The organism is Pseudarthrobacter sp. HLT1-3, from assembly GCF_059383535.1.
In genome coordinates this window covers 45,480-66,815 of record NZ_JBWZCJ010000003.1, presented here as the reverse complement: position 1 = coordinate 66,815, position 21,336 = coordinate 45,480, and the positions used below count along the sequence as shown (strand labels likewise).

Below are 21,336 nucleotides of genomic sequence, written 5' to 3'. Positions count from 1 at the left end.
GGGTCCGCTCTGCCATAGCTCCCGGCCCCCGCCTGATGTGTCGGCGGCCCCCATCCAGTAACACGATTGACCAGGAGTGGGCCTCCGCATCGGTTCCATCACTTGCAGGGCTTCCACACCGTGCGGTAAGTTACTCGTGAGTAACATTCCGCCGGCTCGACGCCCGCGTCAATCCGGTCGCTGCTGATCACACGTGAAGGAACACCATGTCCAAAGCTGACATCGACATCAATAACCTCCCGTACGCCGACGGCGACTTCTTTGCCTTCGAGCAGCTGCTCAGCGGCAAGGAGCAGGACCGGCTCGCCGAAGTCCGCTCATTCCTCGCCCGTGAGGTCAAGCCGATAGCCGTCGACTGCTGGAACCGCGGCGAGTTTCCGATGGAGCTCATTCCCAAGCTTGCCGAGATCGACCTGGTCAGCCCCGTCAGGCGGCAGGGCTACTCCAACCTCTTCGCGGGAATCCTGCATGCTGAACTGACGCGCGCGGACACCTCCATTGCAACGTTCCTGGGCGTCCATGACGGTCTCTTCACCGGCTCCATTGAAGCTCTGGCCTCGCAGGAACAGCGGGAAGCATGGCTGCCGGACATCTACTCGCTCAAAAAGATCGGCGCGTTCGGCCTCACCGAACCCCTTGGCGGTTCAGACGTCGCCGGCGGCACCCGGACGACAGCGCGCCGGGAGGGCAACAGCTGGATCCTCAACGGCGCCAAGCGCTGGATCGGCAATGCCACGTTCTCCGACTGGGTCGTCATCTACGCCCGCGACCTGGCCGACAACCAGGTCAAGGGCTTCCTTGTCGACACCAAAACTGAGGGCTACAGCGCCACCAAGATCGAGAACAAGATTTCCCTGCGCACAGTGCAGAACGCGGACATCACGCTGGACAACGTCGTCGTGCCCGAGTTCTTCAAGCTGGCAAACGCCAACAGCTTCCGCGACACGAACAAGGTCCTCAAGGTCACCCGTCTGGCCGTCGCCTGGCAGGCAGTCGGCCAGCAGCTGGCAGCCTTCGACGTTGCCCGCCGCTACGCCGTGGAGCGCAGCCAGTTCGGACGCCCGATCGCCTCCTTCCAGCTGGTCCAGCACCAGCTCGTACAGATCCTGGGCAATGCCGTCAGTTCGATGGGCATGATGGTCCGGCTCTCCCAGCTGGAGGATCTGGGCCAGGCCAAGGACGAGCAGTCCGCGCTGGCCAAGGCGTTCACCACGGCCCGGATGCGCGAAAGCGTCGCCCTGGGCCGTGGCCTCCTCGGCGGCAACGGGATCGTTACGGACTACGAGATGGCCAAGATCTTCTCCGATGCCGAAGCAATCTATTCCTACGAGGGCACCCACGAGATTAACACCCTCGTCACCGGCCGGGCGATCACGGGAATCTCCGCGATCGTCTAGGAACCGGCCACCGAAGCGCACCTCGGCCCCAAGACGACAGGCGCCCGGTGGTCGGCAGCAATGCCCGCGGCCCTTCATCCTGAGCCGCCCCTCCCTCCGCCTACCCGGGTGCGGGATCCAGGGGCGGGAGCAGGACGGAGGGCCGCAGGTCTGTCACGAAAGCCAACGGATTGAGGTACACCTCTCCGCGGCGCACACCCCAGTGAACGCAGTTCGCCGGTCCGCAGTGCCCGGGCTGCATCCAGCCGAGCACTTCGCCCTCCGCGACGGCTGCCCCCGCGCCCAGATCGCTGCGGACCGCTTCGAAGCTGCTCCGCAGTCCGTTGCCGTGGTCAACGGTGATGACGGGCCGGTCCACCACAACGCCGACAAAGCTCACGGTGCCGGCGGCCGGCGAGGTGACCGGGACGCCGTCGTGCGCGGCACGGAGGTCGACGCCGCGGTGGCCGCTCAGCCAGGGCCGGGCCGGCAGATCGAAGGCACGAATTACCGCTGGCCGGGGATCCAGCGGCCAGCTCCAGGTGCCAGCCTCGGCGGCCGGTCCGTCTGCCGGTCCAGCCGCAGCACTCACCGCAGCACTCACCGTTGCCTGAACCGCGGGGCCCGCCGCGGCACGGACTGCCGGACCCGGTCCTGCGGACGCAGTCACGGGTGCGAACGCCAGGAGCAGGGCGGCACCAAGGGTGGCAAGGGACGCAGGAGACTTCATGGACCCAGCCTGCCGCCGCCGCCGGATCGTCGGAAGTAGCGCTTCGCGCTATGTGGACACTTGGGGGGGCGGTTTGTGTCGGCGGCACGGAACGACCCACGCGGCGCCACGCGAAACGACCCGGACGGCGGCACGAAATCGACCCGCACAGCGACCCCAAAGCTGCCCCGCAAAGCCGCCGGCACGGTCGCCGCCGCGTTCACCGGACAGCCGCAGCCAACCCCGTCGGCATACCCCGAATCCGTTCAATCCGGCCGCGGCCCTGTAGTACACTGGGTGGAGCAGTTTGCTGTGCCCTCACGCTTGAACAATCCAGTTGTCCAAGCCGGCACGCCTCATTCTGGGGTGCGGGGGAGCAGTGGCTGACTACGCGTATCCAGCCCTCCTCATTCGAAGCTTAAACCCTTCAGCGTGCGGAGGACTGCGCCTCTTACGGTCCGGGCCCATGGCCCGGGGAAGAAGCGCAGTGGATGCCAGGAGCACCGCCCGCCTGGGTGTTGCTAATCAACCGTCAACTATTGGCAGGGTAAGACAGCCCGTGGGCTGTCTCATGAATGACCTGCCGGAAGGAGCGTCGGCATGCCCGTCGTAACTATGCGCCAGCTGCTTGACAGCGGCGTCCACTTTGGACACCAGACCCGCCGTTGGAACCCGAAGATGAAGCGTTTCATCTTCACGGAGCGCAACGGCATCTACATCATTGACCTTCAGCAGTCACTGTCCTACATCGACCGCGCTTACGAGTTCGTGAAGGCCACCGTTGCACACGGCGGCACCGTTCTCTTCGTCGGCACCAAGAAGCAGGCACAGGAATCCATCGCCGAGCAGGCCACCCGCGTGGGCCAGCCGTACGTCAACCAGCGTTGGCTCGGCGGTATGCTGACCAACTTCCAGACGGTCTCCAAGCGCATCCAGCGCATGAAGGAACTCGAAGAGATTGACTTCGACGACGTCGCCGGTTCGGCTTACACCAAGAAGGAACTGCTTCTTCTTCGCCGCGAGCTCACCAAGCTGCAGACCAACCTCGGTGGCATCCGCAACCTGACCAAGGCGCCTTCCGCACTGTGGATCGTTGACACCAAGAAGGAACACCTTGCTGTCGACGAAGCCCAGAAGCTGAACATCCCGGTTGTTGCCATCCTGGACACCAACTGCGATCCGGACGAAGTCGACTTCCCGATCCCGGGTAACGACGACGCCATCCGCTCCGTCAACCTGTTGACCCGCGTTGTTGCTGACGCCGTTGCTGAGGGCCTCATCGCCCGCAACCAGCGCGCCACCGGCACCACGGAAGCTCCGGAAGAGCCGCTGGCCGAGTGGGAGCGCGAGCTCCTCGAAGGCAGCAAGGCAGAAGAGGCTGCTGCCGCTCCGGCCGCAGAAGCCGCTCCGGCCGCAGAGGCTGAAGCAGCCCCCGCCGCTGCAGAGGAAGCACCGGCAGCTGAAGAAGCTGCTCCGGTTGCTGACGACGCCGCCGGCGAAGCCAAGTAGTCAGACCGAAAGTCTGCTTTTCTCAGCTGACAAATAAATCCGGATCTCCCCACACGTTCAACGCCGTGCAGGGAAACTGACAGGATGGCCGCTCACAGGGTGAGCTGCCGTCCTGTCAGTCCGTACACCACATACATTTTCTAGACAGAGGGGTTCACATGGCGAACTACACTGCCGCTGATATCAAGGCTCTGCGCGAGCGCACGGGCGCCGGCATGATGGATGTCAAGAAGGCTCTTGACGAAGCCAACGGTGACGCCGAAAAGGCCATCGAAATCATCCGCATCAAGGGTCTCAAGGGCGCAACCAAGCGCGAAGGCCGCTCCACCGCGGAAGGCCTGGTTGCTGCCAAGGTCGCCGGCGGCGTTGGCGTGATGATTGAAGTCAACTGCGAGACCGACTTCGTCGCCAAGGCTGACAAGTTCATCCAGCTCGCCGACAAGGTCCTGGCTGTTGCTGTCGAGTCCGGCGCTGCCGATCTCGAGACCCTGCTGGCCACCGAGGTCGACGGCAAGCCGCTGTCCGAGGTCGTCGTCGAAGAGGGCGCTGTGCTGGGCGAGAAGGTTGTTGTCCGCCGCATCGCCCGCATCGAGGGCGGAACGGTCGACGCTTACCTGCACAAGACCTCCAAGGATCTCCCGGCCCAGGTCGGCGTCCTGTTCGCTGTTGACGGCGAAGGCGAAGCAGCTGCCACCGCAGCCCACGACGTCGCAGTCCACATCGCCGCGATGTCCCCGAACTACCTCTCCCGTGAGGATGTTCCGGCCGACCTCGTCGAGTCAGAGCGTCGCATCGCCGAGGAAACGGCAAAGGCTGAAGGCAAGCCGGAAGCGGCAATGACCAAGATTGTGGAAGGCCGTGTCACGGGCTTCTACAAGGGCGAGGTCCTCCTCGACCAGGCGTTCGCCAAGGATGCCAAGAAGTCTGTCGCCCAGGTCCTCACCGAGGCCGGCGTCAAGGGCACCGCGTTCGCGCGGTTCCGCGTCGGTTCCTAGTCAGGCACGAGTCAGACAGTAGTCAGACATGCTGAGGGGGTGGTCACTGTAGTGGCCGCCCCTTTTGCATGCACGCAGGTTTGCCCGGGACAGCTTCCCGGGCGGATCCGGGTCCGGGTGGAATGACGCCTTTGGCCCGCAGCACGATAACCTAGCTCAGAGTTCACCAACGGGAAGGCACCATGGAAACCGTCACCACTTCAGCCCAGCCAAAGAAGAGCCGGCGCCGAGTTCTGTTGAAGCTCTCCGGCGAGGTCTTCGGCGGCGGGAAGCTGGGCGTTGACCCTGACACCGTCCGCGGCGTGGCCAAGCAGATTGCGGCAGCAGTTCCCGATGTCGAAGTTGCGATCGTCGTCGGCGGGGGAAACTTCTTCCGCGGCGCCGAACTGTCGCAGAGCGGCATGGACCGCTCCCGCGCCGACTACATGGGCATGCTCGGCACGGTCATGAACTGTCTGGCACTCCAGGACTTCCTGGAACAGGCCGGCGTCGAAACCCGCGTCCAGAGCGCCATCACCATGGGCCAGGTCGCCGAGGCGTACATTCCGCGCCGCGCCATCCGCCACATGGAAAAGGGCCGCGTCGTCATCTTCGGAGCCGGCGCCGGACTGCCCTACTTCTCCACCGACACCGTGGCCGCCCAGCGCGCCATGGAGGTCCACGCCGACGTCGTCCTGATGGCCAAGAGCGGCGTCGATGGCGTGTACACCGCCGACCCGAAGAAGGATCCCACCGCCGAGAAGCTGCACCACCTCAGCTACGACGAGGCGCTGCGCCGCGACATCCGCGTGATGGACCAGACCGCCATGACCATGTGCAAGGACAATAAGCTCACCATGGTGGTGTTCGGCATGGAAGGCGAAGGCAACGTCACCAGGGCCATTTTGGGCGAGGACCTGGGCACCGTCGTCACCCCGTAGCAGCGGCTAGGATGTTTTCAGAGCGTTCCGCACCCGAAACCGGGGCAGGCGGAACGCAACCATGACCGTGCAGCACCCCGCCAGCGGCGGGGGCACCAATTTCTGAGGAGAGACCGTGATCGAAGAAACCTTGCTCGAAGCCGGGGACAAGATGGACAAGGCGGTGGAGGTAGCCAAGGAAGACTTCGCCTCGATCCGTACCGGCCGTGCCACTCCGGGCCTCTACAACAAGGTCCTCGTGGACTACTACGGCTCCCCGACGCCGCTGCAGCAGCTGGCCTCCTTCGCCGTTCCGGATGCCCGCACCATCCTCATCACCCCCTTTGACAAGACGGCGCTGCGGGATATCGAGCGCGCCCTGAGCGACTCCGAGGTGGGAGCCAATCCCTCCAACGACGGCAACGTCATCCGGATCACGATTCCGGACCTCACCCAGGAGCGCCGCAAGGAATACGTCAAGATCGTCAAGGCCAAGGGCGAGGACGCCAAGGTGTCCATCCGCAACATCCGCCGCAAGGCCAAGGAAACCCTGGACAAGCTGGTCAAGGACGGCGAAGCGGGCGAGGACGAGGGCAGCCGTGGCGAAAAGGAACTGGACGCCCTGACCAAAGCCCATGTCGACGGGATCGACGAGCTGCTCAAGCGCAAGGAAGCCGAGCTGCTCGAGGTCTAATGGCGCAGGAACAGGGGGACCCCGGAGCGGGCGTCCGGGTGCGGGGGAGACAACGGAGGAACCCGACGCCCAAGGCAGGCAGGAATCTTCCCGCCGCGATCGCGGTGGGGCTGGGCATGCTCATCTTCGTCCTCGGCGGACTGCTGCTCCTTCCGCTTGGGTTCGTGCTGATCGTCACCACCTTCGCGATCTTCGGCGTCTGGGAAGTCTTCCGGGCACTGGAAACGACCGGCACCAGACTGCCGATCATTCCGGTGATGACGGGCACCATCGCCATGCCGGCCGCCGCCTACTTCGGCGGACTCGAAAGCCTCCTGTTCGCGATCATGCTCAGCAGCGTCGCGGTGCTGATCTGGCGCTCCCTGGAGGGCGCGGCCGGATCGGCGCGCAGCATCTTCGCCGGTGTCTTCACCCTGGCCTGGATTCCGTTCCTGATCAGCTTCGCGGTGCTGCCGCTGCACACCGTTGTGGGCACGACGCCGATCGGGCTGTGGCCCGACGGCGTGGTTCCCCCCGGGGCGTGGCAGATTGCAACGCTCCTGCTGCTGGTGGTCTCCAACGACACGTTCGGGTATCTCGTCGGGGCCTCGCTGGGCAAGCACCCGATGGCGCCGAAGATCAGCCCCAAGAAGAGCTGGGAAGGCTTCGCCGGCTCCATTGCCGGCGCCACGGTGGTCGGAGTGCTCGCAGCCATCTTCCTGCTGGACAAGCCCTGGTGGGTCGGCGTGGCGCTGGCCGTGGGCATGGTCGCAGCAGCCACCGCCGGAGACCTCTCCGAGTCCATGGTGAAACGCGAACTCGGGGTCAAGGACATGAGCAGCATCCTGCCCGGCCACGGCGGGGTCATGGACCGGCTGGACTCAATCGTCTTCGCCTCCCCGGTGGCGTTCATTCTCTACTCGGTCATGGCCGGCGTCTGAGGCCCCTGATCCACCCCCGGCCCTAGAATGGAGCCGGACAAACCAGCCGAACGGCATCGAAGGAACAACAGTTACAGTGGACATTCACCGGCAGATCCCTGCCTCTTTTGACCGCGTGGAGCGGACGCAGTACGGCTACAACGCCAAGCAAGTCGACGAGTTCATGCAGCGTGCCCGGGTGTCGTTCGAAACTCCCCAGTCCGCCGCACGGCCGGTCAACAGCGCGGACGTCCGTGCGGTGTCCTTCGACCCGGTCAAAGGCGGCTACGCCGCAGCCGGGGTGGACGCGGCGCTGGACCGCCTCGAGGACGCCCTCGCCCGGCGCGAACGCGACGAACTCGTCGCCGAACGCGGCGAGGAGGCCTGGCTCCGCGAAATCGGCCGGCTCGCCGGACTGCTGCGCGGGCGGCTGCACCGCCCCGACGGCCAGCGCTTCCGGCGCCCGGCCAAGGCCAAAGCACGCAGCTACAACACCACGGACGTGGACGACCTCTGCTACGAGCTGATCGGCTACCTCGAGGAGGACAAGCCGCTGAGTGTGGACAACGTCCGCCGCGCCGTCTTCCGCCCCGCCGTCGGCAAGGACGGCTATGAGGAAAGCCAGGTCGACGCCTTCCTGGACCGCGTCGTCGAACTCATGGCCGCCATCGACTGAACGGCGTCACCGCTCGGTGACCAGCGGCCGTTCCGGGGTGTGCAGCCGCGTCATCAGCCGGGTGATGGTCCGCGGCACCCGGTTCCGGGTGGCACGGGACACCAGGACCATCACGGCAAACGCCGCCGGCACCGTCCACGCCGCGGGCTGCGCCAGCCACGACGGTGAACCGCCGGCCCCCAGCACGGCTCCGCCCACCATCGCCCCGCCGCACAACACCGCGCCAGTGGCCATCCCGGCGATCGCCCCGGTGTCGGTCAGCCCGCGCCACCAGATGCCCAGCAGGAGCACCGGACAGATCGTTGATGCGGTGAACGCAAACACCATGCCCACGCTGCCGGCCAGCGCGAGGGACCCCGTCATGGACGCGAATCCCAGGGGAACCACCGCGGAGATCACGGCCGCCCAGCGGAAGCCGCGCACGCTGCCGCCGAAGAGGTCCTGGCTGATCACCCCGGCGAGGGAGACCACCAGTCCGGAGGTCGTGGACAGGAAGGCGGCGAACGCCCCGGCCACCACCAGGGCGGAGAGCAGGTCACCGGCGATCCCGCCAATCAGCTGTCCGGGGAGCAGCAACACCAGCGCATCGGCCTGCCCGCTCTGCGCCAGCTCCGGGGCGAACATCCGGCCGATCAGCCCGTACGCCGTCGGGAACAGGTAGAAGACCGAGAGCAGGCCCAGCACTATCAGGGTGGTCCGGCGGGCCGACTGTCCGTCCGGGTTGGTGTAGAAACGTACCAGCACGTGCGGCAGGCCCAGCGTGCCGAACAGCAGGGCCACCAGCAGCGAGATGTTCTGGTACAGCCCGGCCGGGGCCACGGCCGTAGGATTCGCCGCCGCCACCGCCACGGCGGACGTTCCGGAACCCGCCAGACTGAACGCGATAAACAGGATCGGCACGGCCAGCGCCGTCAGTTTCAGCCAGTATTGGAAGGCCTGGACAAAGGTGATGGACCGCATTCCGCCGGACACCACGGTGATGCAGACGACGGCGACCACCGCCGCCTGCCCCACCCACGCCGGCAGCCCGGTGCTGATCCGGATGGCCAGCGCCGCACCGTGGAGCTGCGGCACGATGTAGAGCCAGCCGACCATCACGACGACGATGCTGGTGACGCTGCGGACCCTCCGGGAGTCGAGCCGCGCTTCGGTGAAGTCGGGAATTGTGTACGCACCGGAGCGGCGCAGGGGAGCGGCGACGAAGAGCAGCAGCATCAGATACCCGGCGGTGTACCCCACCGGAAACCACAGGGCGTCCGTGCCGGAGAGCAGGATAAGCCCGGCGACGCCCAGGAAGCTTGCCGCGGAAAGGTACTCGCCGCCAATCGCCGAGGCATTCCACCACGGCCTGACGGTCCGCGAGGCCACATAGAAATCCCCGGTGGTGCGCGAAATCCGGAGCCCGTAGAAACCGATGACGGCGGTGGCTACCGAGACGGCGACGAAGGCTGCGACGCCGACAACCGGGTTCATGCGCGCCTCATTTGTCCCCGATGAGGTCCCGGTAGCGGGCCTCGTTGCGGTTCGCCGTCCTGACGTAGAGCCAGGCGCTGAGCCCGACCACCGGATAGATCCCGGCCCCCAGCAATACCCAGTCGAAGGGCAGTCCGGCGATCGTTGACTCCGCGAGTCCGGGGACGAGTCCCAGCATCAGCGGGAACGCGACCAGGATCAGCAGGAAACCCGCAGCCACCACAACCCCCAGCCGCAGCTGCGTGCGGATCAGCGAGCGGACAAACACCTGCCCGGCGTCGGACTCCTCAGCGGCGTCGCGCGAATCGGCGGCCGACCGCGCGGAGGGCAGTGCGGTGCTGCCCGGCGTGATGCTCCCTGGTTTGATGCTGCGCGGCGCGGTGACCCGGACCCGGGTCATGCCTGCGGCCGGATCCGCGTCGCCTCAAGCTTTTCCCGCACCGAGGGCAGGTGCCGCCGGCTGATCGGCAGTTCCGCGCCGGCCACGGTGACGCTGGGCCGGGCGGCGGCAAGTTTCATGTGGCTGACGTGGTTCAGCGCGATCAGGTAGGAGCGGTGGATCCGGATGAACCCGGCGTCGGCCCACTGCTGTTCCAGGTCGGCCAGCGGAACACGGATGAGGTAGCTCGCGTCCGCGGTGTGCAGCCGGGCGTAGTCGCCCTGCGCCTGGACATAGGTGACGTCCTCGCGGCGGATCATCTTCGTCGTCCCGCCCAGGTCCACGGTGATCATTTCCGGCCGCGGGGCGCCGTCCTTGAGCAGCTCGCTGATCCGGCCGATGGAGCGTGCCAGGCGCTCGGCCCGGACCGGTTTCAGCAGGTAGTCCACGGCGGCGAGCTCGAAGGCTTCCAGGGCGCAGTCCTCATCCGCGGTGACGAACACGACGGCGGGGGGCTTGCTGCTGCGCGCGATGACGCGGGCGATGTCCAGGCCGGAGAGTGCCGGCATGTGGATGTCGAGGAAGACGGCGTCGACGTCCTCGACCTCGAGGGCGCGCAGCGCCTCGGCCCCCGAGGAGGCCCGGTGGATGGTGCCGATCCGGTCATCCCGGCCAAGCAGGAAAGCCAGTTCCTCGACAGCGGGCAGCTCGTCGTCGGCGACGAGGACATTAATCATGGATCTAGACTAACGCCGGAGGCGTTTGGGCCCTATCAGGCGTCGTGGCGGGGCTGGGATTTGGGGACACGCATTGTGATCAGGGTGCCTTCCCCGGGCGCCGTCTCGATCACCAGCCCGTTCTCGTCGCCGTAGACCTGGCGCAGCCGGGTATCGACGTTGCGCAGCCCGACATGGTCACCGTCGGTGTGCCCGGCCAGGACGGCCCTGAGGTGTTCCGGGTCCATCCCCACGCCGTCGTCCTCGATGGTCACCTCGGCGAAGGCGCCGGAATCGTTGGCGGTGATGGAGATGTGGCCGGGGCCCTCCTTGGCCTCGAGGCCGTGACGGACCGCGTTTTCCACCAGCGGCTGCAGGCTCAGGAACGGGATCACGGTACTGAGCACTTCGGGGGCGATCCGCAGGCTCACCTGCACGCGGTCCCCGAAACGGGCACGTTCCAGCAGCAGGTAACGGTCGATGCAGCGCAGCTCCTCGGCGAGGGTGGTGAAATCTCCATGGCGGCGGAAGGAATAGCGGGTGAAGTCGGCGAACTCCACCACGAGCTCCCGGGCCCGGACCGGGTCGGTGTTGATGAAGGAGGCGATCGCGTTCAAGGAGTTGTAGATGAAGTGCGGACTGATCTGGGCCCGGAGCGCGCGAACCTCGGCCTCCATCAGCAGCGTCCGGGACGCGTCGAGTTCGGCCAGTTCCACCTGCGCCGCGACCCAGTCGGCCACCTCGCTGGTGGCACGGACCAGCCCGGCGCCGGCTGCCGGGGCAAAGGCGGCCACGACGCCGACCACCCGGGTCCCGGCCCTGATCGGGGCGATCACGGCGGCGCGTTCCACATCAGTGCGGGCCGCCACGGCGGCCCCGCCCTGGGCGAGTTCCTGCACTTCACCGGCCGGGATCACGGCGGTGTGGCCGCCGTCGAGCACTCCGGCAGCGAGCTGCATCAGCAGCGGCTTCAGCTCTTCCCCGGCCCCGTCCCAGGCGAGCACGCCCGTGGTGTCCGTGATTGCCAGCGCGTCGCACCCCAACAGGCTGCGCAGCTGCCGGCTGGCCTTGGCGGCACCGGCCGGGTTTAGCCCAGTCCGCAGATGCTGACCTGCACGCGACGCCGTGTGCAGGGTCTTGTAGGTGGCCCGTTCCGCATCGGTGCCAAGCTCGCGGAAGGACCGGAGCACCTTCAGCCCCACGGCGACGACGACGGCGATTGCCGCCGCGATCACGGCGATGGCGGCGGCGATGAACAGGGGAGAGTCGGGCATGGGCCCAGCGTATCGCGGCGCCCGCAGCCACGGGAGCGAAGGGTGCTCGACGGCTGCCCCGGCTATGCAGATCGTGCCGTTGAGCGCAGCATCGCGACCGTTGAGCGACGCAGAGTGCGGCGGTTATGGAATGTAAGTCCCATCACGCGAGACAGTGATTGCAGTCACATTGGCCGGTGGGCTGTTGGGAGCAGGCCAAGGCAGCCGGTGTGGACACACAACTCTCAATGAGGAGGAACGATGGGTAACGAAGCCCAAGAACCGGACGCTGCGGCGGCCGTGGACTTTAAAGCAGTCCAGTCGACGAAGCGGTTCCAGGAACTGCGCAAGCGTCACCGCAGCTTTGTCTTTCCGATGGCCGTAGCATTCCTGCTGTGGTACTTCGCCTATGTCCTGCTGGCCGACTACGCGGTGGAGTTCATGTCCATCAAGGTCTGGGGCAACATCAACGTCGGCCTGATCATGGGCCTGGCCCAGTTCGTGTCCACCTTCGCCATCACGGGCGCGTACGTCAGCTACTCGAACCGCAAGCTTGACCCGATCGCAGCGGAAATCCGCCACGAAATCGAAGGCCACGAATTCGACCAGCATGGCAACCAGATCAGCGGGGTTAAGAAATGACGTTTATGGTTCCCGCAGTCAACGTTGCGGCTCTCAAGGAAACCACGCTGCTGAACATGGCCATCTTCGGCTTGTTCGTGGCTATCACGATGATCATCGTGGTCAAGGCAAGCAAAAACAACAAGACGGCCGCCGACTACTACGCCGCCGGACGGTCCTTCACCGGATCTCAGAACGGCACCGCCATCGCAGGCGACTACCTCTCGGCGGCCTCGTTCCTGGGGATCACCGGCGCCATCGCCATCAACGGCTACGACGGCTTTATGTACTCCATCGGCTTCCTGGTCGCCTGGCTCGTCGCCCTGCTGCTCGTGGCCGAACTGCTCCGCAACACCGGCAAGTTCACCATGGCCGATGTCCTCTCCTTCCGGCTCAAGCAGCGCCCCGTGCGCATCGCGGCGGCCATCTCCACCCTCGTGGTCTGCTTCTTCTACCTCCTGGCCCAGATGGCCGGAGCGGGCACCCTGATCTCCCTGCTTCTGGGCATCAGCGACTGGGGCGGACAGGCGCTGGTCATCATCGTCGTCGGCGCCCTGATGATCATGTATGTACTGATCGGCGGCATGAAGGGCACCACCTGGGTCCAGATCATCAAGGCCGTCCTCCTGATTGCGGGAGCAGCCGTGATGACCCTCTGGGTCCTCGCCATCTACGGCTTCAACCTTTCCTCCCTGCTGGGAGGCGCGGTGGAAGCCTCCGGAAACCAGAACCTCCTTAACCCGGGCCTGCAGTACGGCAAGACTGAAACCTCCAAGATCGATTTCATGTCCCTGGCCCTGGCCCTCGTGCTTGGCACCGCGGCCCTGCCCCACGTGCTGATGCGCTTCTACACGGTTCCGACCGCCAAGGAAGCCCGCAAGTCCGTGGTCTGGTCCATCTGGCTGATCGGCCTGTTCTACCTGTTCACCCTGGTCCTGGGCTTCGGTGCCGCGGCGCTGGTTGGCGCTGACACGATCAAGGGTGCCCCGGGCGGCGTCAACTCCGCCGCGCCCCTGCTGGCGTTCCACCTCGGTGGGCCGCTGCTGCTCGGCTTCATCTCGGCGGTAGCCTTCGCCACCATCCTGGCCGTCGTCGCCGGCCTGACGATCACCGCGGCGGCATCGTTCGCCCACGACATCTATGCCAGCGTTATCGCCAAGGGCAAGGCCGACGCCGCCACCGAGGTCAAGGTGGCGCGGCGCACCGTGGTCGTCATCGGCCTACTGGCCATTGTCGGCGGCATCTTCGCCAACGGCCAGAACGTGGCGTTCCTCGTGGCGCTTGCCTTCGCGGTGGCGGCCTCGGCCAACCTGCCCACCATCCTGTACTCGCTGTTCTGGCGCAAGTTCACCACCCAGGGCGCCATCTGGAGCATGTACGGCGGGCTCGGCTCCGCGATCCTCCTGATCGCGCTGTCCCCGGTGGTCTCGGGTGCCAAGACGTCCATGATCCCGGGCGCCAACTTCGCGATTTTCCCGCTCAGCAACCCCGGTATCGTCTCCATCCCGCTCGCATTCTTCCTGGGCTGGCTCGGTTCGGTACTGGACAAGCGGCTGGAAGACACCACCAAGCAGGCCGAAATGGAAGTCCGCTCCCTCACGGGTGTGGGCGCCGAAAAGGCCACCGACCACTAAGCACCAACCGCTGCAACAACAGCAGGTGATCCCCGCCGGCTGACCAACAGCAGGAGCCCCCGTGCAACCGCACGGGGGCTCCTGCTGTTTTTCCGTTCGAAGGTGCCCGGCCGAGCCGCCATTCCAATCCTTCCGGCCCGGCCCGGCCCATCATGCCGCCGTTAGCCGTTAGCCGTTAGCCGTTAGCCGTTAGCCGTCAGCCTTCGGCCGAGCCGCGTTCCAGCAGCGGCTGGAGCCGGAACGGGATCATTTCACTCATGGCCAGGGCGGTATCCGTCCGGTCCACCCCGCCGCAGGCCAGGATCTTGCCGTTGATCCGGAACAGATCCTCGGCGTCGAGCGCCACCACCCGCAACAGCAGATCCGCCGAGCCGGTCAGGCCGTAGCCCTCCAGGATCTCCGGAATATCAGCCAGTTCCACCGCCAGCGTGCCAAGCTTCTGCTGCTGGACGTGCACCGAGATGAAGGCCATCAGCGGGTAGCCCAGCGAGGCCGGGTTGATGCGGCGCTCGAAGGACAGGAAGACGTGATTCTTCTCCAGCTGGGCCATCCGGGCCTGCACGGTATTCCGCGATAAACCCAGCTTCTGCGCCAGGGCCACCACCGTCCGGCGGGGGTCCCGGGCCATGGCTGAAAGCAGTCGGGTGTCGGTGCCATCCAAGGGTTGCATAATGCGCAAGATTAGCACGGTGCACCGATGCCGGACAGTGCAGAATGCTCAACTTTTGCGCGGGTGGTTGTACCCAATGAGCATTGTGAGTAGGGTCACAACTATCCGGGGCAACGGCGCCCGGTCGGCCGGTGCGCACCGGGATCACGAGTCCCGCGAGTTCCGGTCAGACGACGTCAGAAGGTGCGGACAACAGTGTTTACCGACGACGCGGGCAAGGGCGGCATTGCCGCCGGCGGGCCCGGGAACAGTGCAGAATCAAACAGGCGGTCGGGCGGGGATCTCGTCCAACTCATCACCCCCGGGGGTGAACGCGTAAGCCATCCCGAGTTCGACCCCTGGGTCCAGGACGTCACTGACGAGCAGCTTGGCGCGCTTTACGAAGACATGGTGGTCATCCGCCGGATCGATGCCGAGGCCACCGCACTGCAGCGCCAGGGTGAACTTGCCCTCTGGCCGCCGCTGCTGGGCCAGGAGGCCTCCCAGATCGGTTCGGCACGGGCCCTCCGTGACGACGATTTCGTTTTCCCCAGCTACCGCGACAACGGGGTGGCCTATTGCCGCGGAGTCCAGCCGGAGGCCATCGTTAAAGCCTGGCGGGGCAACGCCCTGGCGGGCTGGGACCCCTTCACGGTCAACGTCGCAACCCAGCAGATCATCATCGGCGCCCAGACGCTGCACGCCACCGGCTATGCGATGGGAATCCAGAACGACGGCGCCGATTCGGTCGCCGTGGCCTACTTCGGCGACGGCGCAACGAGCGAGGGCGACGTCAACGAGGCCCTGGTGTTTGCTGCCAGCTTCCAGGCCCCGGTGGTCTTCTTCTGCCAGAACAACCACTGGGCGATTTCCGAGCCGGTCCGGCTGCAGTCCCACATTCAGATCGCGGACCGTGCGGCGGGCTTCGGCATTCCCAGCATGCGGGTGGATGGCAACGACGTCCTGGCCGTGATGGCAGCGACCCGCATCGCCCTCAACCGGGCACGCCATGGCGGCGGCCCGACCTTCATCGAGGCCGTCACCTACCGCATGGGACCGCACACGACGGCGGATGATCCCACCCGCTACCGGGACGCGAACGAACTCGAGGACTGGGCCGCCAAGGACCCGATCGCGAGGCTGAAGACCCTGCTGGACCGCAAGGGCCTGCTCACCGACGAACTCGAAGCCGCCGTCGCCGCCAAAGCCGACGCCGTCGCCAAGGTGCTGCGGTCCGGCACCATCAACATGCCCGATCCGCAGCCGCTGGACACCTTCAAGCACGTCTACAGCACGCCGCATGCCCCGCTGGACCGCCAGCAGGACCACTATTCCCGTTACCTGGCCTCCTTCGGCGATCCCGCGGAAGCCGCTACTGAAGAAGGTGCACGCTGATGACACAGATGACCTTTGCCCGAGCCATCAATTCGGGCCTGCGCAAGTCGCTGGAGAACGACCCCAAGGTAATCCTGATGGGGGAGGACATCGGCGCCCTCGGCGGCGTCTTCCGGGTCACTGACGGATTGCAGAAGGACTTCGGCAAACACCGCGTCGTGGACACGCCGTTGGCCGAGTCCGGCATTATGGGGACCGCCGTCGGCCTCGCCTACCGGGGTTACCGCCCCGTGGTGGAGATCCAGTTCGACGGCTTCATCTACCCCGCGTTCGACCAGATCGTCAGCCAGGTCGCCAAGATGCACTACCGCACCCAGGGTGCGGTCAAGATGCCCATCACCATCCGCGTGCCCTTCGGCGGCGGCATCGGCTCCCCGGAACACCACTCCGAATCACCCGAGGCCTACTTCACCCACACCTCGGGTCTGCGCGTCGTCAGCGTCTCCAACCCGCAGGACGCCCACACGATGATCCAGCAGGCCATCGCCTCGGATGATCCGGTGCTCTATTTCGAACCCAAGCGCCGCTACCACGACAAGGGAGAGGTGGACGAGTCCCTGGACCTCAGCGCCGCCCTGTCGCTGGAGAAGGCCCGCGTCGTCACCGAAGGCAAGGACGTGACGCTCCTGGCGTACGGCCCGCTCGTCAAGACCGCCAAGGACGCCGCGCTCGCCGCCGCCGACGAGGGCATCTCGATCGAGGTCATCGACCTGCGCTCACTCGCGCCGCTGGACTTCGCGACCCTGGAGGCCTCGGTCCGGAAGACCGGCCGGCTTGTCATCACGCACGAGGCCTCCCAGACCGGCGGCCTCGGCGCCGAGGTTGCCGCCAGCATCACCGAGCGCTGCTTCTACCACCTCGAGGCGGCCCCGGTCCGGGTCACCGGCTTCGACGTCCCGTACCCGTACTCCAAGGTGGAAATGCACCACCTCCCGAGCCTGGACCGGATCCTCGACGGCGTCGACCGTGCCCTCGGCCGCCCCAACTCCCTGAGCGGGCTGGAAGGATGAGCGCCACCATGATCAAGGAATTCAGGCTGCCGGACCTCGGCGAGGGTCTCACCGAATCGGAAATCGTCGCGTGGAAGGTCGCGGTGGGTGACACCGTCGCGCTCAACCAGATCATCGCCGAGGTGGAAACGGCCAAGGCCGTCGTCGAGCTTCCCTCCCCGTTCGCCGGTGTCGTCGCGGCCCTGCACGAACAGCCCGGCTCCGTGGTGGAGGTCGGGAAGCCGATCGTTTCCTTCGAAGTCGAGGGCGACGACGGCGGCCCCGGCTCCGCTGCCGGGTCGGCTGCCGGGTCCGCCTCGGACGGGGCTGCCGCCAAGCGCGAACCGAACCTCGTCGGTTACGGCGCCGTTCTGGAGAGCTCCGGCCGGCCGGCCCGCCGCGCCCGCAGCTTCGCCGCCCCGGTGCCAGCCGTGGCGGCGACTACCGTGGCTGTTCCGGTGGCACCTGCTGCTCCGGCCGTTCCTGCTGCTTCGGCCGTTCCGGTGGTCGAGCGCGTCACCACCGAGCCCGCGCCCGAGCCGGCGGAGCGCCCGCGATCCACACCGCCGGTGCGAAAGCTGGCCAAGGATCTCGGCGTCGACCTCGCGTTGGTCACCGGCACCGGGGAGTTCGGGCTTATCACCCGGGAGGACGTCAGCAACTTCGTCGGCGGGGGAGACCTTCCGGCCGCGCCCCGCGACCTCGCGCGCGTGTCCGCACCGGCGCCGGCCCAGGGTGAGCGGGAAACCCGGACGCCGATCAAGGGCGTGCGGAAGTTCACGGCCGCAGCCATGGTCTCCAGTGCCTTCACCGCGCCGCACGTCACGGAGTTCCTGACCATCGACGTCACGCCGACCATGGAGCTGCTGGACCGGCTCAAGTCCAGCCGGGCGTTTGCCGGGTACAAGCTGACGCCGCTGACCATCGTCTCCAAGGCCGTGCTGATTGCGCTGAAGAACCACCCCACGCTGAACACGCGGTGGGATGAGGCGAACCAGGAGATTGTCCAGTACAACTACGTGAACCTGGGCATCGCGGCCGCCACCCCGCGCGGGCTGACCGTGCCGAACATCAAGGACGCCGACCGGAAGTCCCTGATGGAGCTCTCCACGGCACTGACCGAACTGACGGACACGGCGCGCGCGGGCAAGACCAGTCCGGCCGAGCTCTCGGGGGGAACAATCTCCATCACCAACATCGGCGTTTTTGGCATCGATGCGGGGACGCCCATCCTCAATCCGGGCGAGGCCGCCATCCTTGCCCTCGGTGCGGTGCGGAAGATGCCGTGGGAGTACAAGGACGAGGTGGCGCTCCGCCAGGTCATGACGCTCAGCCTGTCCTTCGACCACCGCCTGGTTGACGGCGAGCAGGGCTCACGCTTCCTGCAGGACCTCGGCGCCATCCTGTCCGATCCGGGCATGGCCCTCGCCATGGTCTAGCGAACCTGAACGCACAGATGCTGCCGGCTGCCCTTCCAAAAGGGGCGGCCGGCAGCTGTGTTCTTCCCGGCTTTCCGGGCTGGATGGTCTCCGGGTTGCCTGGTCTGCAGAGGTTGCATCCGTCCGGGGGCACTTTGGGCGCGGAAATCGACTTCGGCGGCATACTCGACGGCGTGTCCGAGCCAATGTGCCCCCGGAGCGCGCTGGGCTCGCGGCTCTGGAAGGAATTAAGGGGCGGCGGGTCCGCAAGGGTGCCACGGGGTTCCTGGCCGCGGGTGCTGAATGCCAGGGCGGTGCCGGCGGCCTTGTTCCCAGGGCCGGGTTCCTCTCCGGGCTATGGCTGGCGGCTGGCAGTATCCGTCCGGGGGCACTTCGGGTTGATAGTTCGACGCCGGCGACAGTATTCAGGGCGTGTCCGAGCCAATGTGCCCCCGGAGCGCGCTGGGCCCGGGGGTTGGGCTGGATTGCGGGGCGTTGGGTCCGCGGGTTGGGCTGGATTGCGGGGCGTCGGGCCCGGGGGTTGGGCTGGATTGCGGGGCGTTGGGCGCGCGGGGTGGCTGCCCGGGGTCGAGTCAGTAGAGCGGAGTGGTTGCCCCGGGGATAGGTTAGCCGAGCGGGGCGGCGGGGGCCATCAGTGCCGCGAGGGCCATGCTCTGCAGCAGCGGCCGGGCCCGCCTGACCGTGATCCGCCGCCCGTGGCTGCGCACCGAGTGCGGGGTGGAGTTAATCAGGCCGAAGGTGGCGTGCGCGCGCATCCGGAGCTCGGCGGCCTCGGTGTCGGGGTGCAGCCCGGCAAGGATTTCAACCCAGAGTTCCACATAGTTCCTCTGCAGCGTGCGGACCTCGGCCTGGTCGTCGTCGGCGAGGTTGCTGAAGTCCTGGTCCTGAACGCGGATGACGTCGGGGTTGCTGAGCGCGAAGTCCACGTGGAACTCGACCAGCCCGCGCAGCGCAACGCCGGCGCCGTCGGAAGCGGCGATCACTTGCCGGCCGCCGTCGAGCAGGTCCTGGCTGACGCTGAGCAGCAGGGCGCCCAGAACGGCCTGCTTGCCGACGAAATGGCGGTAGACCGCTGGGCCGCTGACTCCGGCGGCCGCGCCGAGGTCCTCCAGGGACACGCGGTTGAACCCGTTGGCGGCGAACAGCGTGGCCGCCGCGGAGAGCAGCGCCTGGCGGCGGATCTCCTTGGCTTGGCTGCGCTGGGTGGCGAATACCGGGGCTGCTGAAGAGTGCGTGCCGGTCTGGCCCGCCTCGCTGGGTTCGGTCACCGACACATCCCTCTTCTCAAATATCTGCCCCCGTGGTGGACATCACAGTTAATAGAGACTAACCTAAATCTCAGTTATGCGGTACTAACCGAAGTGGCTGGAACGGCCGCACTACAGGTCACCAGCATGAAGGCCGAGAACGGAAGCAGTCAATGGAGACAATCGCCAGCCAGGTGGACGCCACGAGCGCCGGCTTCGCCGCGAACCGCGAGGCCCAGCTGGGGCTGGCCCGGGAGCTGAAGGAGCGGCTTGCCACGGCAGCCCTGGGCGGGCCCGAGAAGTCCCGGGAACGCCACGTGGACCGCGGGAAGCTCCTGCCCCGCGAACGCATCGACCAGCTGCTGGACGAGGGCAGCCCGTTCCTGGAAATCGCGCCGCTGGCCGCCAACGGCATGTACAACGACGACTCGCCCGGCGCCGGCGTGATTGCCGGAATCGGCCTGGTCCACGGCCGGCAGGTGCTGGTCATCTCCAACGACGCCACGGTCAAGGGCGGCACCTACTACCCGATGACGGTGAAAAAGCACCTCCGGGCGCAGGAAATCGCCCTGGAAAACCGGCTGCCCTGCATCTACCTCGTGGACTCGGGCGGGGCGTTCCTGCCCAAGCAGGATGAGGTCTTCCCGGACAAGGAGCACTTCGGCCGGATCTTCTTCAACCAGGCCAAGATGTCCGCGGCCCGGATCCCGCAGATCGCCTCCGTGATGGGATCGTGCACCGCCGGGGGCGCCTACGTTCCCGCGATGAGCGACGAGACCGTGATCGTCCGCAACCAGGGCACCATTTTCCTGGGCGGACCGCCACTGGTGAAGGCCGCGATCGGCGAGATCGTCACAGCTGAGGAGCTCGGCGGCGGCGACGTGCACGCCAAGATCTCCGGCGTCACCGACCACCTGGCCGAGAACGATGAGCATGCCCTCCAGATCGTCCGGGACATCGTCTCCACCCTGCCCCGCCCGGCCGCCCCCGCCTGGGAGATCGACACCGTCGCCGAACCCCTGGCGGACCCCTCGGAGCTCTACGGCGCCGTCCCCACCGACGTGAACGCGCAGTACGACGTCCGCGAGGTCATCGCCCGCATGGTGGACGGCAGCCGTTTCCACGAGTTCAAGAAGAATTACGGCACCACCCTGGTCACCGGCTTCGCCAAACTGCACGGCCACCCGGTCGGCATCGTGGCCAACAACGGCGTGCTATTCAGCGAGTCCTCGCTCAAGGGCGCGCACTTCATCGAGCTCTGCGACCAGCGCGGCATCCCGCTGATCTTCCTGCAGAACCTCTCCGGCTTTATGGTCGGCAAGGACTACGAGCAGGGCGGGATCGCCAAGAACGGCGCCAAGATGGTCACCGCCGTCGCGACCGCCCGCGTGCCCAAGCTGACCGTCGTGATCGGCGGGTCCTTCGGCGCGGGCAACTACTCGATGTGCGGCCGGGCCTACTCGCCGCGTTTCCTCTGGATGTGGCCGGCGTCCCGGATCTCGGTGATGGGAGGCAACCAGGCCTCCAGCGTCCTCGCGACCGTCAAGCGGGACCAGTACGAGGCCCGCGGCGAGGAATGGTCCGCCGCGGACGAGGAAGCGTTCAAGGCCCCGATCAAGGCCCAGTACGAGGACCAGGGCAGCCCCTACTACTCCACCGCCCGCCTCTGGGACGACGGCGTGATTGACCCCGCGGACACCCGCACCGTCCTGGGACTGGCGCTCGACGTCGTCTCCCGCACCCCGCTGCCGGAGACCTCCTTCGGCCTGTTCCGGATGTGAGCC

Annotated in this window: 20 protein-coding genes; 13 read left to right on the top strand and 7 right to left on the bottom strand. The window is 66.7% G+C overall.

Going from position 1 to position 21,336, the window contains the following annotated elements; translation table 11 throughout:
• The first annotated feature begins 206 nt into the window (after positions 1–206).
• On the top strand, positions 207–1,397 hold the full coding sequence (locus AC50X9_RS03615) for an acyl-CoA dehydrogenase family protein (RefSeq protein ID WP_494890328.1): 1,191 nt from the start codon (positions 207–209) through the stop codon (positions 1,395–1,397).
• Positions 1,398–1,497: 100 nt separating this feature from the next.
• Here the strand turns inward: AC50X9_RS03615 and AC50X9_RS03610 are convergent, their stop codons facing one another.
• Positions 1,498–2,106 (bottom strand): M23 family metallopeptidase, encoded by a 609-nt coding sequence (locus AC50X9_RS03610; protein ID WP_494890326.1) that lies wholly within the window; start codon positions 2,104–2,106, stop codon positions 1,498–1,500.
• Positions 2,107–2,685: 579 nt separating this feature from the next.
• On the opposite strand from AC50X9_RS03610, the gene rpsB reads away from it, so the two are divergent.
• The 6 genes from rpsB to AC50X9_RS03580 all read left to right on the top strand — a co-directional run bounded on the left by rpsB (position 2,686) and on the right by AC50X9_RS03580 (position 7,757).
• Positions 2,686–3,594 (top strand): 30S ribosomal protein S2, encoded by a 909-nt coding sequence (gene rpsB / locus AC50X9_RS03605; protein ID WP_494890324.1) that lies wholly within the window; start codon positions 2,686–2,688, stop codon positions 3,592–3,594.
• Positions 3,595–3,752: 158 nt separating this feature from the next.
• The gene (tsf, locus tag AC50X9_RS03600) at positions 3,753–4,589 is read left to right on the top strand and encodes a translation elongation factor Ts (protein WP_494890322.1); all 837 of its coding nucleotides are present in this window, start codon (positions 3,753–3,755) and stop codon (positions 4,587–4,589) included.
• A gap of 182 nt (positions 4,590–4,771) precedes the next feature.
• Complete coding sequence (pyrH, locus tag AC50X9_RS03595; RefSeq protein WP_494890320.1) at positions 4,772–5,509, top strand: UMP kinase; 738 nt, start codon at positions 4,772–4,774, stop codon at positions 5,507–5,509.
• Between the two features lie 115 nt (positions 5,510–5,624).
• Positions 5,625–6,182 carry a ribosome recycling factor gene (gene frr, locus AC50X9_RS03590; RefSeq protein ID WP_494890318.1) on the top strand — a complete coding sequence of 186 codons (558 nt, stop codon included), beginning with the start codon at positions 5,625–5,627 and terminating at the stop codon, positions 6,180–6,182.
• Complete coding sequence (locus AC50X9_RS03585; RefSeq protein WP_494890316.1) at positions 6,182–7,102, top strand: phosphatidate cytidylyltransferase; 921 nt, start codon at positions 6,182–6,184, stop codon at positions 7,100–7,102. The genes frr and AC50X9_RS03585 overlap by 1 nt, the downstream gene beginning before the upstream one ends.
• 76 nt (positions 7,103–7,178) lie before the next feature.
• Positions 7,179–7,757, top strand: a complete 579-nt coding sequence (locus AC50X9_RS03580) for a DivIVA domain-containing protein (protein WP_494890314.1) — start codon at positions 7,179–7,181, stop codon at positions 7,755–7,757.
• Positions 7,758–7,763: 6 nt separating this feature from the next.
• On the opposite strand, the gene AC50X9_RS03575 is transcribed toward AC50X9_RS03580, so the two are convergent.
• From AC50X9_RS03575 to AC50X9_RS03560, 4 genes are read right to left on the bottom strand one after another with little or no spacing between them, the layout of a single operon-like run.
• Entirely contained in the window at positions 7,764–9,230 is a 1,467-nt protein-coding gene (locus AC50X9_RS03575) for a sodium/solute symporter (protein ID WP_494890312.1), read from the bottom strand.
• A 7-nt stretch (positions 9,231–9,237) separates the two neighbouring features.
• The gene (locus AC50X9_RS03570; RefSeq protein ID WP_494890310.1) at positions 9,238–9,630 is read right to left on the bottom strand and encodes a DUF485 domain-containing protein; all 393 of its coding nucleotides are present in this window, start codon (positions 9,628–9,630) and stop codon (positions 9,238–9,240) included.
• Positions 9,627–10,346, bottom strand: a complete 720-nt coding sequence (locus tag AC50X9_RS03565) for a LytR/AlgR family response regulator transcription factor (protein WP_494890308.1) — start codon at positions 10,344–10,346, stop codon at positions 9,627–9,629. The genes AC50X9_RS03570 and AC50X9_RS03565 overlap by 4 nt, the downstream gene beginning before the upstream one ends.
• A 35-nt stretch (positions 10,347–10,381) precedes the next feature.
• Positions 10,382–11,599, bottom strand: a complete 1,218-nt coding sequence (locus AC50X9_RS03560; protein WP_494890306.1) for a sensor histidine kinase — start codon at positions 11,597–11,599, stop codon at positions 10,382–10,384.
• A 240-nt stretch (positions 11,600–11,839) separates the two neighbouring features.
• Here AC50X9_RS03560 and AC50X9_RS03555 point away from each other — a divergent pair, with 240 nt between their 5' ends.
• Both AC50X9_RS03555 and AC50X9_RS03550 read left to right on the top strand, forming a co-directional pair.
• A complete protein-coding gene (locus tag AC50X9_RS03555) occupies positions 11,840–12,220 on the top strand; it encodes a DUF485 domain-containing protein (RefSeq protein WP_494890304.1) in 381 nt (126 codons plus the stop codon).
• A complete protein-coding gene (locus AC50X9_RS03550; protein ID WP_494890302.1) occupies positions 12,217–13,833 on the top strand; it encodes a monocarboxylic acid transporter in 1,617 nt (538 codons plus the stop codon). Before AC50X9_RS03555 ends, AC50X9_RS03550 begins: the two co-directional genes overlap by 4 nt.
• A 196-nt stretch (positions 13,834–14,029) precedes the next feature.
• On the opposite strand, the gene AC50X9_RS03545 is transcribed toward AC50X9_RS03550, so the two are convergent.
• Positions 14,030–14,503, bottom strand: a complete 474-nt coding sequence (locus AC50X9_RS03545) for an Lrp/AsnC family transcriptional regulator (RefSeq protein WP_494890300.1) — start codon at positions 14,501–14,503, stop codon at positions 14,030–14,032.
• A 195-nt stretch (positions 14,504–14,698) separates the two neighbouring features.
• On the opposite strand from AC50X9_RS03545, the gene pdhA reads away from it, so the two are divergent.
• The 3 genes from pdhA to AC50X9_RS03530 are packed head-to-tail and all read left to right on the top strand — an operon-like array spanning position 14,699 to position 18,305.
• Complete coding sequence (gene pdhA / locus AC50X9_RS03540; RefSeq protein WP_494890298.1) at positions 14,699–15,877, top strand: pyruvate dehydrogenase (acetyl-transferring) E1 component subunit alpha; 1,179 nt, start codon at positions 14,699–14,701, stop codon at positions 15,875–15,877.
• Positions 15,877–16,887 carry an alpha-ketoacid dehydrogenase subunit beta gene (locus tag AC50X9_RS03535; RefSeq protein ID WP_494890296.1) on the top strand — a complete coding sequence of 337 codons (1,011 nt, stop codon included), beginning with the start codon at positions 15,877–15,879 and terminating at the stop codon, positions 16,885–16,887. The genes pdhA and AC50X9_RS03535 overlap by 1 nt, the downstream gene beginning before the upstream one ends.
• Positions 16,884–18,305, top strand: coding sequence for a dihydrolipoamide acetyltransferase family protein (locus AC50X9_RS03530; protein WP_494890294.1), 1,422 nt, complete (start codon positions 16,884–16,886; stop codon positions 18,303–18,305). The genes AC50X9_RS03535 and AC50X9_RS03530 overlap by 4 nt, the downstream gene beginning before the upstream one ends.
• Before the next feature lie 605 nt (positions 18,306–18,910).
• Here AC50X9_RS03530 and AC50X9_RS03525 read toward each other — a convergent pair.
• On the bottom strand, positions 18,911–19,573 hold the full coding sequence (locus AC50X9_RS03525) for an SACE_7040 family transcriptional regulator (RefSeq protein ID WP_494890292.1): 663 nt from the start codon (positions 19,571–19,573) through the stop codon (positions 18,911–18,913).
• Positions 19,574–19,725: 152 nt separating this feature from the next.
• On the opposite strand from AC50X9_RS03525, the gene AC50X9_RS03520 reads away from it, so the two are divergent.
• Positions 19,726–21,333: a carboxyl transferase domain-containing protein gene (locus AC50X9_RS03520; protein WP_494890290.1), complete on the top strand. Its 1,608-nt coding sequence runs from the start codon at positions 19,726–19,728 to the stop codon at positions 21,331–21,333.
• The last annotated feature ends 3 nt before the right edge of the window (positions 21,334–21,336 follow it).